The sequence below is a fragment of the Cellulomonas sp. PhB143 genome (genome assembly GCF_003752595.1).
In the GTDB taxonomy this organism is placed as follows: domain Bacteria; phylum Actinomycetota; class Actinomycetes; order Actinomycetales; family Cellulomonadaceae; genus Paraoerskovia.
This window is the reverse complement of the sequence record NZ_RKIJ01000013.1, coordinates 106,630-122,498: the sequence shown is the minus strand read 5'-3', so window position 1 is coordinate 122,498 and position 15,869 is coordinate 106,630. Positions and strand designations below refer to the sequence as shown.

Below are 15,869 nucleotides of genomic sequence, written 5' to 3'. Positions count from 1 at the left end.
GGCAGCGCTCAGGCGCCGCCGACCTGGTCGATCACGGCGTCCGCGACCTCGCGCATGGTCAGGCGGCGGTCCATCGACGTCTTCTGGATCCAGCGGAACGACTCCGGCTCCGACAGGCCCATCTTCGTCATCAGCAGGCCCTTGGCGCGGTCCACGCGCTTGCGCGTCTCGAACCGCTCGGCGAGGTCGGCGACCTCCGACTCGAGGGCCGAGATCTGCGAGTAGCGCGAGATCGCGATCTCGACGGCCGGCAGCAGGTCGGCCGGGGTGAACGGCTTGACGACGTACGCCATCGCGCCGGCGTCGCGGGCGCGCTCGACGAGCTCGGTCTGAGAGAACGCGGTCAGCAGCACGACGGGCGCGACGTGCGCCTTGCCGATGCGCTCCGCCGCGGAGATGCCGTCGAGCTCGGGCATCTTGACGTCCATCACGACGACGTCGGGCTTGAGCTCGAGCGCCAGCTTCACGGCCGTCTCGCCGTCGCCGGCCTCGCCGACGACGTCGAAGCCCGCCTCGCGGAGCGTCTCCACGACGTCCATGCGGATGAGGGCCTCGTCCTCGGCGACGACGGCGCGCCGTCCGCCCTTCTTGGGCGCCGGGGGCGCGGGGGTCGGCTCAGGAGCGTCCTCCTGCGCCAGCATCGGCGGCAGGTCCAGGGGCTCGGGCTTCTTCGCGCTGGCGTTGTCGTCACTCACGTGCGTCATTCTACGGCTCGGCCCTGGAAAGTTCCTGCACGCGAGCCGCACGCCGCGGTGTGACGCTCGTTTCATCCGTCCGCGCCGATGTGGTTCGATGGCCCGGTGCGCCGGCCAGCCGGCGCGCTGCCCCGGTAGCCCAACCGGCAGAGGCGTTCGGCTCAAACCCGATCCAGTGTGGGTTCGAATCCCACCCGGGGCACCCGGCGGTGCCGCAGACCCCGCGCGCGGGTCAGCGGTGCCCGCCCGGCTGCTCGCCGAGGCGCGGGGCGTACTGGTCGAAGAAGACGCGTGCGACGAGCTCGCCGCGGCTCGTCACCGCGGCCTTCTCGAACACCGACTTGAGATGGTCCTGGACGGTGTAGGCGGAGATGCGCATCGCCCGGGCGATCTCCCGGGTGTCCGCGCCCCGCAGCACCAGGACCGTCACGTCCCGTTCGCGGGCGGTCAGTGCGAACGCGGCGGCGACCAGGTCGATCACCTCCTGGGGCCGCGCCTCCGCCATCGTGATCACGACCTCCCCGGCGCGGTCGTCGGCGCCGCTGAGCGGCGAGGCGCGCAGCACGAGCCAGGTGCCGTCGTGCGTGCGGACGCGCACGCTCGGGCTGACGTCGCACTCGCCGCGGGCGAAACGGCGCGCGGCGGCGACGAGCGTGTGGACGAGCGCGAGGGGGTCCCCCGAGCGCGGGGCGCGGGCCATCTGCAGCAGACGGGCGTCGGCGCCCGGGCTGGACTGGACGACGCGGCCGGCCGCGTCGACGATGACGATCGCCGGGCCGGACGACGTCGGGGGGCCTTCGCCGGCGCGCTGCGCCAGCAGCCCCGCCCGGGTCCCGCGGGTGAACGCCGGCGCCAGCTGCGCGACCAGCGCGATCTCGTCCGCCGAGAACGGCCGGTCGCCCGGTCCGCGGAACAGCGACATCGAGCCCCACGCACCGCCGCGGTCGGTGAACACGGCACGCGCCTCGTCGCGGAAGTCGAACGCCGGGACCATGAGCTCCGCCATCCGGACGGACCGCTCCACCCGGCCCCCGGTCGCGGCGTGCAGACCCACCGCGGGGGTGCCGGCCACGACCAGCCTGACCATCGCGGTCGGGTCGCCCCCGGCGTACTCGATCTGCGCCCACGAGACGTCGTGCTCGTTGCGCCCCTCGAGCGCACCGAGCTTGCGGATGCTCGACAGCAGCGTCGTGGCCGGGTCGAAGGTGCTCACGCAGCCTGCGACGAAGGGCACCACCACCGCCAGCGCGGCGCAGGCCTCGTCCGTGAACCGCGTCAGCGGCATGCCGGAGCGCGACATCGCCTCGATGTCGCGCCGCGCCTGCTCCACCGCCGCCGTCGACAGCACGTCACGAGTCTGACGCCGGGTGCCGCAGGTGCGCCATCCCAGATACCTGGGGGATGACGCCGGCCCCTGCCCCGCCGTAGCGTCCGTGTGGTCGCCGGCCCGGCGGGCAGACGGCGGCCGAGGCCGGGCGCGGCGCCGGCACGGGCCGCGCGGCGTTCACGGCACCCGCGTGACGGAGGAGGACCGATGATCTGGGACGCGATGCCCGGGACGCAGTCGATGAGGGCTACATGCCCGGCATGCCGTCCATGTGCTCCATCTGCTCCATGCCGGGCATGTGCGCCGACCCGCCGGCCGGGGTCGCGGCGAGCCCTGCCGCTGCCACCGCCGCGACGACGAGCGAGACCGCCAGCAGCGCGCCCAGGTCGCGCAGGGCACGCAGCCGAGGCCGGGCGGACGGGCCGGCCGGGACCGGCGCGCCCCCTCGCCGTCGGCCGAGTCCCGCCGCCCCGAGCGACGCGAGCGCGGTGAGCGCGAGGGCCGCGACGTCGGCGGCACCGAGCGCCCGCTCGGTCCCGATCGCCAGCAGGAGCCACGCCGGCACGGCGCCGCCGAGGGCGGCCGCACCGCCGCGCCAGACGGCGGGGGTCGCCCCGCGGAGCCCCACGAGCCCCAGCGCGACGGCGCCGAGGCCGAGCACGAGAGGGACGACGACCTCCGCGCCGTGGACCGCGCGCACCAGCCCGAGGTCCACGAGCGCCGCGCCCAGCACCGCCATGGAGGTCGAGACGGCGAGCACGTCGGTCGGCCGCCGGGCGGCGGGCCCGGCCTGACCTCCGCCCGCGGCGCTCGCGGCGCGGTGGCCCGGACCGGCGGTCCGGGCCAGGACGGCGCTCATGCGGTCGCCGCCCGACCGCTGGTCGTGGTCACCGTCCGCTCCGCACCGAGGCCCACGGCGAGCAGCAGGATGGCGCTCGCGAGGTGCAGCACGTTGTCGGCACCGTTGAGGGCGAGGATGTTGGCCGCGGAGTCCAGGAGGAAGAGCCCGAGGACGCCGACCAGCAGGTAGACGCCGCCCACGGTGGCGTTCACCGCCCGCGCGGCGGGCACAGAGCGCAGCGCGGCGATCAGCAGCGCGGCGCCGATGGCGAGATGGATGACGTTGTGCAGCGGGTTCACCGCGAACACGACGAGGTCCTTGCCCTCCGTCGCGAAGAACCCGACGCCGGACGTCACGGCGAAGCCCGCGAGGCCGACGAGCAGGTAGACGGCGCCGAAGATCGCTCCGACGAGTCTGTTCGTGGACGAGGCCATGGTGTGCCACCTTTCGGTCGTCGGCGCGCGACGCTCGCGCACCGTTCGACCGGGGTTCGGTGCGGGCCCCGCCCCGGATGGGTCACCGCCCCGAGGGGTCAGGACCCGGCCGGCCCGCCCGCCAGCCGGGCCAGGCCCTCGTCGACCGAGACCTCGGGCGACCAGCCCAGGTCCCGGCGCGTGCGTCGTTGGTCGAACCAGTGCGCCGTCGAGAGCTGCTCGGCCAGGAACCGGGTCATCGGCGGCTCGTCCGTCCCCGGGCGGACCCGCCAGGCCAGCTCCACCGCCCCGCCGGCCGCCCTCGCCAGCGCCGGCGGCACACGCCACGCGGGCGGGCGCACCCCCGCGGCGCGGCAGATGCCGGCGAGCAGCTCCGCCACCGGGCGCGGCTCTCCGTTGGTCACGACGTACGCCCGGCCGTGCACGCGGTCCGCCGCGCCGAGCGCGGCGGCGACCGCCCCGGCGGCGTTGTCCACGTACGTGGAGTCGATCAGCGCGGCGCCGTGCCCCAGCAGCGGCAGGCGCCCGGCCCGCGCGCGCTCGACGACGCGCCGGACGAGCTGGGTGTCCCCCGGTCCCCAGACCAGGTGGGGCCGGACGGCGACCACGTGCAGGTCCGCCGCGTCGCGCCCGAGGGCGAGCAGCTCGGCCGCCGCCTTGGTCCGCGCGTAGTCGCCGCGGGCACGTGCCGGGTCCGCCGGCGCGGCGTCCTCCCCCACGATCGATGCTCCGTGGTGGGCGACCGACGGCGAGGACACCTGGACGAACCGGCCCACCCCCGCCGCGGCGGCCGCGTCCAGCAGCAGGCGCGTCCCGCCCACGTTGACGCGCTCGAAGTCGGCCGGGTCCCCGGCGAGCGAGACCTTCGCCGCGAGGTGCACGACGGCGTCGTGACCGGCGACGGCGCGCGCCACCACCGGGCCGTCGGTCACCGTGCCGAGGATGTCCGCCGCGCCCCGGACGGTGCTCGAGGTGCGCTGCAGCGTGCTCACCCGGTGCCCCTGCGCGACCAGGCGCGCCGCGACGGCCCGCCCGAGGAATCCGCTCGCCCCGGTGACGAGGACCCTCACGGCGCGACCATCCGGCCGCCCGAGAGCACGCCCTCGGCCCAGGCGGCCACGCGGGCGCGGTCCACCTTGGAGTTGTGCCGGACGTCGGTGGGCAGCACGGGCACCACGAGGACGGCAGCCACGGACGCCGGGACGCGCTCGCGCAGCCGCTCGCGCACCTGCTCCGCGAGCCCGGGCCCGGCGAGCCGGGGACGGGCGCGGCGCCGTCGGGCGGAGTGCCGGTCCCCGACCGTCTCGACGACCACGACGAGCTGCTGGACCCCCGCGGGGCCCACGCCGACGACCGCCGCCCGGTGCACCTGCGCCACCTGCTCCGCCGCCTGTTCCGGCCCGACCGGCGTGACGACGCCGTCGGGCGTCGTCACCACGTGGGCGAGGCGGCCCTCGATCCACAGCCGGCCCGCGGCGTCGAGGTGGCCGACGTCCCCCGTGCGGTGCCAGCGGGCGCCGTCGGTGCGAGCGGCGGCCCCGTCGACCGGTCCGGCCGTGCGCCGGCTCGCGCGCTCCGTCAGCCAGAGTGCGTCGTAGCGGTCCTTCACGTGCGGGGCGTCGACGACGACCTCGCCCGTGACGCCCGCGTCCGCCGTGAGCTCCCCGACCGCGCGGCCGTCGCCGTCGAGCGCGCTGACCCGCACGCGCACGCCGGGCACCGGGCGGCCGACGCACACCCCGCCGGGGGCCGCCGCGCCGGCCTGCGCGGCGCGGATCTCCTGCGCGGTGACGTCCGTCATCAGCAGGCCCTCGGTCATCCCGTAGGGGGTGTGCGCCTCGGCACCGGGCATGAGGCGCCCGACGGCGTCGAGCAGCGCCAGCGAGACCGGCGCCCCGGCGGAGAGGAAGGTACCGACGCCCGCCAGCGCCGCACGGTCCTCCGCGCCGAGCGCGTCGGCCGTCGCGACGACGTTCGCGACCGCGGCGGGCGAGAGGAAGACGACGCGGGCGTCTGCGGCGGCGACCGCGTCCGCCAGGGCGCGCGCCGTCAGCGTGCGCGGCGCGGTCACGTCCATGTCCGGCGTCACGGTGCGCGCGCCGAGGGCGGGGCCCAGCAGCGCGAAGGGCGCGAACCCCGCCACCAGGCTCCCACCGGGCGCGATGCCGTACCGCGCGGCCAGCGCGTCGCGCACGGCCCCGAGCTGGGCGTGCGTGTAGACGACGCCCTTCGCCGGGCCGGTCGAGCCCGAGGTGAACAGGACCGCCGCGACGTCGTCCTGCGCGGGCTCCGGGAGCGGGGCCCCGCGCATCGCCGCGCCGAGCGAGGCGAGGTCCACCAGCGTGGTCTCCACACCGAGCGCCGCGGTCGTCGCCCGCGGGAGCGGGTGCGTCGCGATGCGCCGGCCCGGCCAGCCGAGCGCGCGGGCGGCGGCCAGGCCGGGCACCGCGCCGACGACCACGTCGGGACGGGCCCCCCGCACCGCGCGCGTCAGGCCGCGCAGCCCCAGCCCCGCGTCGGCCACCACGACCACGGCGCCGAGGCGCAGGCAGGCGTACAGGACCCCGGTGAGGTCCGCGCCCGGCGGGACGAGGAGCGAGACACGGTCGCCGGGCCGGACGCCGAAGGCGTGCAGCCCGCGGGCGATCTCGTCGACGCGCCGCGCCAGCAGCCGCCAGCTCACGGTCCGCGGGCCCGCGCCGCGCGGCGGGGCCATCTCGACCAGGGCCGTGCCCTCGTCGTCCCGCAGCGCGTCCAGGTGCGCCCACAGGCGCGCGGTCGCCGGCTCCCTGGCGGGACGCGCGTCCGCGGCGGGCGACGCGTCGCGGTCCTCGCGGCGGTCGGCGACGTCCCCGAGCCAGGTCAGGACCGCCCCGGCGACGTCGACGTCCTCGGCGAGGAGGTGGCCCGCCCCCTCGAAGCGGTGCACGTCCAGGTGCGGCAGGCGCTCCCGCAGGTCGTCGAGATAACGGTCGGAGAAGATCGGGTCGCGCGGGCCCCACAGCGCCAGGGCCGGCACGTCCAGCGTGCGCAACCCCTGGGCGATGCGGTCGAGCTCGCCCGCGCTCGGGTGGTCCGCGTCCACGGGGATGTCCGCGACGAACGCCGCGATCCCGCCCCGGCGCGCGGCCGTGCGGTAGGGCGCCCGGTACGCCGCGCGCACACCCGGCGTCAGCCGCGGGTGGGCCAGGGCGAGGGTCGTGTCCAGGAACGCGGTCGTCCGCTCGGTGCCGAGCCCGTGCACGCCCCGGGCGAGGGCGAGGCGCAGCGGTGCCGGCACCGGTGTGCCCTCCGGCTGGTGCACCGCGGTGTTGAGCACCGCGGACGCCAGCAGCTCGTCGCGGTGGTCCACCGCCCAGCCCAGGGAGACGACGCCGCCCCAGTCGTGGCCCAGCGTGACGACCGGGCCCTCGACGCCCGCCGCGCGCACGACGGCGTCCAGGTCGCGGACCCGCTGGGCGAGGCGCCGCCGCGTGCCGGTGCGCTCGGACCAGCCCATGTCGAGCTGGTCGACCGCGACCACGCGCCAGGCGCGCCCGCCGCCGGCCGCCTGCGCGGAGGCGGCGGCCAGCACCGAGCGCCACAGGTAGGACCACGTCGGGTTGCCGTGCACGCAGACGATCGTGGCGACGGGCGCCGCCCCGGCGGACGCCAGGTCGCCCGCGTTGTCCAGCACGTGCCAGGTGCGCTCGACGCCGTCGGCGTCGGGCGCGGTCACGAGGCGCGACCAGGACGGCTCGACGCCCTCGAACGAGCCCGGGTCGACGACGCCGGCGGGAGAGCGCTCCGTCACCAGGCGAGCTCCATCATCGAGGTGTTCAGGCCGGACCCGACGCCCATCAGCAGGACGCGGTCCCCCGGCGAGAGGGTCGGCGCCTGCTCGGCGAGCGTGATCGGGATCGAGGCCGGCCCGACGTTCCCGTAGCGGGGATAGGTGAGCGGGACACGGTCGCGGTCGAGACCGACCGCCCGGGTGATCGCGTTCGTGTGCACGTCGGAGACCTGGTGCATCACGTACCGGTCCATGTCCGACCAGTCCCACGTCTCCTCGGCCTCGCGCCAGGCGGCGACGACCAGCTCCATGCCGCCGTCCAGGAGCGCCTTGGTGTCGGTGAACATCCCGTCGACGGAGCCCACGCAGACCTCGTGGAACTGGGTCGCCGCGCGCGTCACCCCGCCGACGAGGCGGTGCCCGAGCGGGTGCTCGTCGGAGCGCCCGAGGACCGCGGCGACCGCGCCGGAGCCCAGCGTCAGGCTCGCGAACTCGTTCATGAAGTCGGCCCGCACCGTGCCCGGACGGTTCAGCCGCTCGATCGTGCGCTCGTGCAGCTCGTCGGCGTCCTCCCCGTCGATGACGACGGCGTACCGCACCTGGCCGGAGTCGATCATGCCGGCCGCCAGCGTCATGCCGTTGACGAAGCCGAGGCACGCGTTCGCGACGTCGAAGTTGATCGCCGAGCTGGGCAGGCCGAGGCCGTGGTGCATGCGCACGGCGACCGACGGCTCGAGGTGCGGCCGGGTCACCGAGGTGTTGATGACGAGCCCGACCTCGTCGGGGGCCACGCCGGCCTCGGCGAGCGCCTTCTCCCCCGCAGCGATCGCCGCGGTCGAGAACGTCTGGTCCGCGGCCCACCGGCGTCGGGCGTGCACGCCCGCCACGCGCTGCAGCAGCCCGCGCGGCAGCCGGAGCCGCTCGAGCGTCGGCGCGAGCCGGTCGTCGAGCTCGTCCGACGTCGTGACGTCGTCGGGCAGCGTCGTCGCCAGGGACAGCAGCGAGACGTTGCGGTGGATCGAGGTGGCGTTTCCGTTCACAAGCAGACCTTGCCGTTCTTCGGCCCCGCACGGGGCCGTTCGGTGCTTCCTAGCGACGCCGAGAGCCGAGACCCGCCGCTGGGTCCCGGCTCTCGACGTCGGTGGAGGTCGTCAGCCCTGGCGACCGTCGTTGCTCGTGCCGATCTTGTGCACGAGGATCGAGTTCGTCGTCCCCGAGACGCCGACCGGCGCACCGGACACGACGACCACGAGGTCTCCGACCTCAGCGAGCCCGTTGGCCTGCAGCGTGGAGTCGACCTGACCGACCATCGCGTCGGTGCTCTCGACCTCCGGGACCTGGTACGCGTCCGTGCCCCAGGACAGCGCCAGCGTGTGCTTGACGTGCTCGTTGGGCGTGAACGCGAGCAGGGGGATGCCCGAGCGCAGGCGCGACATGCGCCGTGCCGAGTCGCCCGACTGGGTGAACGTCACGAGGTACTTCACGTCGAGCCGCTCGCCGACCTCGGCCGCGGCGCGGGTGATGGCGCCGCCGCGCGTGTGCGGCGTCGAGCCGAGGGGCGCGATGCGCTCGCGGCCGTGCTCTTCGGTGCTCTCGATGATGCGCGCCATCGTCTCGACGGTCTCGATCGGGAAGTCACCGACGGAGGTCTCGCCGGAGAGCATGACCGCGTCCGCGCCGTCCAGGATGGCGTTCGCGCAGTCCGACGCCTCCGCGCGCGTCGGGCGCGGCGACGTCGTCATGGACTCGAGCACCTGCGTCGCGACGATGACCGGCTTCGCGGCGCGGCGCGCCAGCTCGACGGCCTGCTTCTGCACCAGCGGCACCTGCTCCAGCGGGAGCTCGACGCCCAGGTCGCCGCGGGCGACCATGATGCCGTCGAACGCCTCGACGATCTCGGCGAGGTTGTCGACCGCCTGCGGCTTCTCGACCTTGGCGATGACGGGGACGACGCGTCCCTCCTCCTCCATGATCGTGCGGACGTCGTCGTAGTCCGAGGCGGAGCGCACGAACGACAGGGCGATGAAGTCCGCGCCCAGGCGCAGGCCCCAGCGCAGGTCCTCGCGGTCCTTCTCCGACAGCGCGGGCACGGAGACCGCGACGCCCGGCAGGTTGAGGCCCTTGTTGTTCGACACCGGGCCCGGCACCTCGACGCGCGTGACGACGTCGTTGCCCTCGACCGCCGTCACCCGGACGGTCACCTTGCCGTCGTCGATGAGGATCGGGTCCCCGACGCGCGCGTCGTGGGTCAGGCCCTTGTGGGTCGTGCCGACCCGCTCCTTGGTGCCGACGACGTCGTCCGTCGTGATGGTGAAGACGTCGCCCACCGCGAGGTGGTGCTTCTCGTCCCCGGCGAACCGCCCGAGGCGGATCTTGGGGCCCTGCAGGTCCACGAGCACCGCGACGTTGCGCCCCGCCTGCTCGGCCGCCGCGCGCACGTTGCGGTAGACCGCCTCGTGCTCCTCCGGGTCGCCGTGGCTCCGGTTGATCCGGGCGACGTCCATCCCGGCGTCGACCATCCGCTGCATCATCTCTCGGGATGCCGTCGCGGGACCGATCGTGCAAACGATATTCGCTCTGCGCATGTCTCCAGCCTCAGTTGTTCTGTCCGGCCCGCGCACGGGCCGCACGCTCCGCGGAGCGGGACGTGTCTGGTATTCCGGCCCGCAGGCCGGGACGTGGGTGGTTCGTCAGGGCCGCAACGAGACCGTGCTCCCCCGCACGGGTGCCGGGAGCTCCGTCTCACCCTGAAGGTACGCGTCGGCGGCCGCCGCGGCAGCCCGGCCCTCGGCGATCGCCCACACGATGAGGGACTGGCCGCGGCCGGCGTCGCCGGCGACGAAGGTCCCCGGCACGGACGTCGCGAAGTCGTCGGCCCGGGCGACGAGCCCCCGGCTCGTGAGCTCCACGCCCGCCTGGGCCGTGAGCGTCTCGGTCTCCGGTCCGGTGAAGCCCATCGCGACGAGCACGAGGTCCGCCGGGATGTCCCGCTCGGTGCCCGCGCGGGGCACGCGCCGCCCGCCCGGCAGGTACTCGGTCTCGGCGACCCGCAGCGCGCGCACGTGGCCCGCGTCGTCGGCGAGGAACTCGACCGTCGAGGCGAGGTACTCGCGCTCGCCGCCCTCCTGGTGCGAGCTCGAGACCTCGAACAGGATCGGGTCGGTCGGCCAGGGCTGGTTCTCCTGGCGCTCGAGCGGCGGCTGCTTGCCGATCGCCAGCGTGGTGACGCTCGTGGCGCCGTGGCGCAGGGAGGTGCCGAGGCAGTCCGACCCGGTGTCGCCGCCGCCGATGATGACGACGTCCTTGCCCGTCGCGCGGATCTGGTCCGGGACCTCGCCGCCCGCGACGACGGTGTTCGACTGGTGCAGGAACTCCATCGCGTAGTGGATCCCCGCGAGGTCGGCACCGGGCACCGGCAGGGGTCGCGGCACGGTCGCGCCCGTCGCGACCACGACCGCGTCGAACCGCGTGTGCAGCGCGTCCCAGGTGAGGTCGGCGCCGATCTCCACGCCCGTGCGGAACCGGGTCCCCTCCGCGCGCATCTGCTCCACGCGGCGGTCGATGGTCACCTTCTCCAGCTTGAAGTCGGGGATGCCGAACCGCAGGAGACCGCCGATCGCGGCGTCACGCTCGTAGACGACGACGGTGTGCCCGGCGCGCGTCAGCTGCTGCGCGGCCGCGAGGCCCGCGGGACCCGAGCCGACGACGGCCACGGTCTTGCCCGTCAGCCGCTGCGGCACCTGCGGGTGGATCTCCCCGCGCTCCCAGGCGTGCTCGACGATCTCGTACTCGAAGTTCTTGATCGTCACCGCGGGCTGGTTGATGCCCAGCACGCAGCTCGTCTCGCACGGCGCGGGGCAGACGCGCCCCGTCCACTCGGGGAAGTTGTTCGTCGCGTGCAGCCGTTCCATCGCGTCGGTCCACTGCCCCTGGCGCACCAGGTCGTTCCACTCCGGGATCAGGTTGCCGAGCGGGCAGCCCAGGTGGCAGAACGGCACGCCACAGTCCATGCAGCGCGCGGCCTGCACGCGCAGGTACGGCTCGTCCGCGACGCGGTGGTCGACGACGTCGCGCCAGTCCGTGAGCCGCACCTCCACGGGCCGGTACGGCGGGGTCTGGCGCTCGCGCGTCTTCAGGAACCCACGGGGATCAGCCACGTGCCACCTCCAGGATGTTCTGCCAGGCGCCGGGCGCCTCGAGGTCGACGCCGTCGACCTCGGCCTGCGCGAGCAGGTCTCGGACTCGGGCGAACTCGACCGGGAGGACCCGGGTGAAGCGCGCCATGGTCGCCCCCACGTCGGCGAGGAGAGACTCGGCCAGCGGCGAGCCCGTCTCCTCGAGGTGGGTGCGCAGCAGCCGCTCGACGAGGTCCCGGTCCCGCTCGTCGAGCGCGGAGAGCGAGAGCTCGCCGGCGGCGAGCGCGGCGGTGTTCATCGAGGCGCGCCGCAGGTCCAGGACGTAGGCCGTCCCGCCGGACATGCCGGCGCCGAAGTTGCGCCCCGTGCGGCCCAGGACGAGGACCGTGCCGCCGGTCATGTACTCGCAGCCGTGGTCGCCCACGCCCTCGACGACGAGCGTCGCGCCGGAGTTGCGCACGCCGAACCGCTCCCCCACGAGCCCGCGCAGGAACACCTCGCCCGACGTCGCGCCGTAGCCGATGACGTTGCCGGCGATCACGTCGTCGGCCCCCGTCAGCTGCGCGGCCCGGTCCGGGCGCGCGACGATCCGCCCGCCGGAGAGCCCCTTGCCGACGTAGTCGTTCGCGTCGCCGAACAGCCGCAGCGTGATGCCCCGCGGGAGGAAGGCGCCGAACGACTGGCCGGCGGACCCGGTCAGCGTCACGTCGATCGTCCCGTCGGGCAGCCCGGCACCGCGGTAGCGCTTGGTGACCTCGTGCCCGAGCATCGTCCCGACCGTGCGGTTGACGTTGCGCACCGGCAGGTCGATGCGCACGGGCTCGCCGCGCTCGAGCGCGTCCGCGGACAGCGCCACGAGCCGCTGGTCGAGCGCCTTGTCGAGGCCGTGGTCCTGCGTCGCGGTGTTGCGCAGCGACGAGCCCTCGACGGGCTGCGGACGCTCGAGGACCGGCCCGAGGTCGAGCCCCTGCGCCTTCCAGTGGTCCACGGCCTGGCGCGTGTCGAGGAGCTGGACCTGGCCGACGGCCTCCTCGATGCTGCGGAAGCCGAGCCCGGCGAGCAGCTCGCGGACCTCCTGGCCGATGAACTCGAAGAAGTTCACGACGTGGTCCGCCTGACCCGTGAACCGCTCGCGCAGCTCGGGGTTCTGCGTGGCCACGCCCACGGGGCAGGTGTCCAGGTGGCACTTGCGCATCATGATGCAGCCGCTGACCACCATCGGCGCCGTCGCGAAGCCGAACTCCTCGGCGCCGATGAGCGCGGCGACGACGACGTCGCGCCCCGTCTTCATCTGCCCGTCGACCTGGACGACGATCCGGTCGCGGAGGTTGTTCAGGACGAGCGTCTGCTGCGTCTCGGCGAGGCCGAGCTCCCACGGCGTGCCGGCGTGCTTGAGCGACGTCAGCGGGCTCGCGCCCGTACCGCCGTCGTGCCCGGAGATCAGGACGACGTCCGCGTGCGCCTTGGACACGCCCGTCGCGACGGTCCCCACGCCGAACTCGGAGACGAGCTTGACGTGGATCCGCGCCGAGGGGTTGGCGTTCTTCGCGTCGTGGATCAGCTGCGCGAGGTCCTCGATCGAGTAGATGTCGTGGTGCGGCGGCGGGGAGATGAGCCCGACGCCGGGGGTCGAGTGCCGCGTCCGGGCCACCCACGGGTAGACCTTGTGCCCGGGCAGCTGACCGCCCTCGCCCGGCTTGGCGCCCTGGGCGAGCTTGATCTGGATGTCGCTCGCGTTCGTCAGGTACTCGGAGGTGACCCCGAAGCGCCCGGAGGCGATCTGCTTGACCGCGGAGCGCCGCTCCGGGTCGTACAGCCGCTCCGGGTCCTCGCCGCCCTCGCCGGTGTTGGAGCGCGCGCCCAGCCGGTTCATGGCGATCGCCAGCGTCTGGTGCATCTCCATGGAGATGGACCCGTAGGACATCGCGCCCGTGTTGAACCGCTTGACGATCTCGCTGACGGGCTCGACCTCCTCGAGGGGCAGCGGCGTGCGCTCGCCCGTGCGGAGCTCGAGCAGCCCGCGCAGCGTCATCAGCCGCCGCGACTGGTCGTTCACCCGGTCCGTGTACTCGCGGAAGATGTCCATCCGCCGCTCGCGGGTCGAGTGCTGCAGCCGGAAGATCGTCTCCGGGTCGAACAGGTGCTCCTCGCCGTCGCGGCGCCACATGTACTCGCCGCCGGACGTGAGCCGCTGGTGGGCCTGGTGGTTGCCCGACGCCGGGTACGCCTCGGCGTGCCGGGCCGCGGTCTCCGCGGCGAGGACGTCGAGGCCCACGCCGCCGAGGCGGCTGGTCGTGCCCGTGAAGTAGTCGCCCACCAAATCGTGGGAGAGGCCGATCGCCTCGAAGACCTGCGCGCCCCGGTAGGAGGAGATGGTCGAGATGCCCATCTTGCTCATGACCTTCAGGACGCCCTTGCCGAGCGCCTTGATGAGGTTCTTGACCGCCTGCTCCGGCTCCACGCCGAGGAAGCCGCGGACGGCGAGGTCCTCGACCGTCTCCATCGCGAGGTAGGGGTTCACGGCTGCGGCGCCGTAGCCGACGAGCAGCGCCACGTGGTGCGTCTCGCGCACGTCACCGGCCTCGACCACCAAGGACACCTGGGTGCGGGTGTGCCGGCGAAGCAGGTGGTGGTGCACGGCGCTGGTGAGCAGCAACGACGGGATCGGCGCGAGCTCGGCGTTCGAGTCGCGGTCGGAGAGCACGATGAAGCTCGCCCCGGCCTCGACGTGCGCGTCGACCTCCGCGAAGATCTGCTGCAGCCGCTCGAGCAGGCCCTCGCCCCCGCGCCCGACCGGGTACAGCCCCTCCACCCGCACGGAGCGGAAGATGCCGTAGAGGTTCGGGTCGCGGTGGATGCGGGTGATCTTCGCGAGCTGGTCGTTGTCCAGGACGGGGAACGGCAGCACGAGCTTGCGCGCGTGCAGCGGGGTGTCCTCGAGCAGGTTCGGCTCCGGGCCGATGGCACCGCCGATCGAGGTGACCAGCTCCTCGCGGATGGCGTCCAGCGGCGGGTTGGTGACCTGGGCGAACATCTGCGTGAAGTAGTCGAACAGCAGGCGGGGACGGCTCGAGAGCACCGCGACGGGCGTGTCCGTGCCCATCGCGCCGATCGGCTCCGTGCCCGTGTCGGCCATCGGCGTGAGGATCTCCTTGAGCTCCTCCTCCGTGTAGCCGAAGGCGCGCTGGCGCCGCTCCACCGACGCCGCCGAGTGGGCGACGTGCTCGCGCTCGGGCAGCTGGTCGAGGAAGACGGAGTTCTCCTCGATCCACTGCGCGTACGGGCGCTGGGCCGCGAGCTGGGCCTTGACCTCGGCATCGGGCACGATGCGGCCGCGGCCCGTGTCGACGAGGAACATCTTGCCGGGCTCGAGGCGGCCCTTGTTGACGATCGTGGCCGGGTCGAGGTCCAGCACGCCCGCCTCGGAGGCGAGGACGACGAGCCCGTCCTGCGTGACCCAGTAGCGCCCCGGCCGCAGGCCGTTGCGGTCGAGCACGGCGCCGATGAGCGTGCCGTCGGTGAAGTTCAGGCACGCGGGCCCGTCCCACGGCTCCATGAGGTTCGCGTGGTACTCGTAGAACGCCCGGCGGGCCGGGTCCATCTCGGCGTGGTTCTCCCACGCCTCGGGGATCATCATCAGCACCGCGTGCGGCAGCGAGCGCCCGGACAGGTGCAGCAGCTCGAGCACCTCGTCGAAGCTCGCGGAGTCGCTGGAGCCCTCGGAGCACACGGGCAGCAGCGGCGCGAGGTCGCCGACGGCGTCGCTCGCGAGCGTGCCCTCGCGGGCCGCCATCCAGTTGCGGTTGCCACGGACGGTGTTGATCTCGCCGTTGTGCGCGATCATCCGGAACGGCTGGGCCAGCGGCCACGACGGGAACGTGTTGGTGGAGAAGCGCGAGTGCACGAGCGCGAGCTCGCTCGCGTAGCGCGGGTCGGACAGGTCCGGGAAGAACGGCTCGAGCTGGGCCGTCGTGAGCATGCCCTTGTAGGTCAGGGTGCGCGCCGACAGGGACGCGAAGAACAGGGAGAGCTCCTTCTCGGCCCGCTTGCGCACGCGGAACGCCCGCCGGTCGAGGTCGACGCCCTCGAGCTCGCCGGCCGGGTCCACGAGGACGGCCTGGCGGAAGGTGGGCATGGTCGCCCTCGCGGTGGGGCCGACGAGGTCGGCGGTGACCGGCACGTCGCGCCACGCGAGCACCGTCAGCTTCTCCTCGGTCGCGATGGCCTCGAAGCCCCGCGCCGCCACGTCCGCCGCGGCGGCGTCGGTGGGCAGGAAGGCGGTCCCGATGGCGTAGCGGCCGACGGGGGGCAGGTCGGCGTCGACGACGTCGCGCAGGAACGCGTCGGGGATCTGCGTGAGGATCCCCGCGCCGTCGCCGCTGTTCTCCTCGGCGCCCACGGCGCCGCGGTGGTCGAGGTTGAGCAGCGCCGTCAGCCCGGCGTCGACGATGTCGCGCCCCGGCGTCCCACGAAGCGTCGCGACGAACGCGACGCCGCAGGCGTCGTGCTCGGCGGCTGGGTCGTAGAGGCCCTGCGCTCCGGGAGCGCTCGGCCGATGCAGCGGCGTGGTCATCAACACCGTCCTTTGGACGGCGCCCGCGTGCTCCGGGCGCCGAAGTAGTTCCAGGGGGTTCGGGGCGCCATCGGCCCGGTGGACACGACCA

Annotated in this window: 10 protein-coding genes and 1 tRNA gene; 1 reads left to right on the top strand and 10 read right to left on the bottom strand. The window is 74.5% G+C overall.

What is annotated here, in order from left to right:
* Positions 1–8: 8 nt before the first annotated feature.
* Complete coding sequence (locus tag EDF32_RS10715) at positions 9–641, bottom strand: ANTAR domain-containing response regulator (RefSeq protein WP_370449978.1); 633 nt, start codon at positions 639–641, stop codon at positions 9–11.
* A 182-nt stretch (positions 642–823) separates the two neighbouring features.
* Here EDF32_RS10715 and EDF32_RS10710 point away from each other — a divergent pair.
* Positions 824–897, top strand: a tRNA-Leu gene (locus tag EDF32_RS10710).
* A 30-nt stretch (positions 898–927) separates the two neighbouring features.
* Here EDF32_RS10710 and EDF32_RS10705 read toward each other — a convergent pair.
* The 9 genes from EDF32_RS10705 to gltB all read right to left on the bottom strand — a co-directional run bounded on the left by EDF32_RS10705 (position 928) and on the right by gltB (position 15,778).
* On the bottom strand, positions 928–2,043 hold the full coding sequence (locus EDF32_RS10705; RefSeq protein ID WP_199734911.1) for a helix-turn-helix transcriptional regulator: 1,116 nt from the start codon (positions 2,041–2,043) through the stop codon (positions 928–930).
* Positions 2,044–2,269: 226 nt separating this feature from the next.
* Positions 2,270–2,881: a hypothetical protein gene (locus EDF32_RS10700; RefSeq protein ID WP_123308539.1), complete on the bottom strand. Its 612-nt coding sequence runs from the start codon at positions 2,879–2,881 to the stop codon at positions 2,270–2,272.
* Positions 2,878–3,297: a DUF4383 domain-containing protein gene (locus tag EDF32_RS10695; RefSeq protein ID WP_123308538.1), complete on the bottom strand. Its 420-nt coding sequence runs from the start codon at positions 3,295–3,297 to the stop codon at positions 2,878–2,880. Before EDF32_RS10695 ends, EDF32_RS10700 begins: the two co-directional genes overlap by 4 nt.
* A gap of 98 nt (positions 3,298–3,395) precedes the next feature.
* Positions 3,396–4,367 (bottom strand): NAD(P)-dependent oxidoreductase, encoded by a 972-nt coding sequence (locus tag EDF32_RS10690; RefSeq protein WP_123308537.1) that lies wholly within the window; start codon positions 4,365–4,367, stop codon positions 3,396–3,398.
* Positions 4,364–7,093, bottom strand: coding sequence for an alpha/beta fold hydrolase (locus EDF32_RS10685; RefSeq protein ID WP_370449977.1), 2,730 nt, complete (start codon positions 7,091–7,093; stop codon positions 4,364–4,366). The genes EDF32_RS10690 and EDF32_RS10685 overlap by 4 nt, the downstream gene beginning before the upstream one ends.
* A complete protein-coding gene (locus tag EDF32_RS10680; RefSeq protein WP_199734910.1) occupies positions 7,087–8,109 on the bottom strand; it encodes a 3-oxoacyl-ACP synthase III in 1,023 nt (340 codons plus the stop codon). The genes EDF32_RS10685 and EDF32_RS10680 overlap by 7 nt, the downstream gene beginning before the upstream one ends.
* 111 nt (positions 8,110–8,220) lie before the next feature.
* Positions 8,221–9,654, bottom strand: a complete 1,434-nt coding sequence (pyk, locus tag EDF32_RS10675) for a pyruvate kinase (protein ID WP_123308534.1) — start codon at positions 9,652–9,654, stop codon at positions 8,221–8,223.
* Between the two features lie 105 nt (positions 9,655–9,759).
* On the bottom strand, positions 9,760–11,226 hold the full coding sequence (locus EDF32_RS10670) for a glutamate synthase subunit beta (protein WP_123308533.1): 1,467 nt from the start codon (positions 11,224–11,226) through the stop codon (positions 9,760–9,762).
* Entirely contained in the window at positions 11,219–15,778 is a 4,560-nt protein-coding gene (gene gltB, locus EDF32_RS10665; protein WP_123308532.1) for a glutamate synthase large subunit, read from the bottom strand. The genes EDF32_RS10670 and gltB overlap by 8 nt, the downstream gene beginning before the upstream one ends.
* Between the last annotated feature and the right edge of the window lie 91 nt (positions 15,779–15,869).

Bases quoted from the DNA above. Each gene is read 5' to 3' on its own strand.
- EDF32_RS10715 (WP_370449978.1), bottom strand. From the start codon at position 641: ATGCTGGCGCAGGAGGACGCTCCTGAGCCGACCCCCGCGCCCCCGGCG.
- EDF32_RS10700 (WP_123308539.1), bottom strand. From the start codon at position 2,881: ATGAGCGCCGTCCTGGCCCGGACCGCCGGTCCGGGCCACCGCGCCGCG.
- EDF32_RS10695 (WP_123308538.1), bottom strand. From the start codon at position 3,297: ATGGCCTCGTCCACGAACAGACTCGTCGGAGCGATCTTCGGCGCCGTC.
- pyk (WP_123308534.1), bottom strand. From the start codon at position 9,654: ATGCGCAGAGCGAATATCGTTTGCACGATCGGTCCCGCGACGGCATCC.
- gltB (WP_123308532.1), bottom strand. From the start codon at position 15,778: ATGACCACGCCGCTGCATCGGCCGAGCGCTCCCGGAGCGCAGGGCCTC.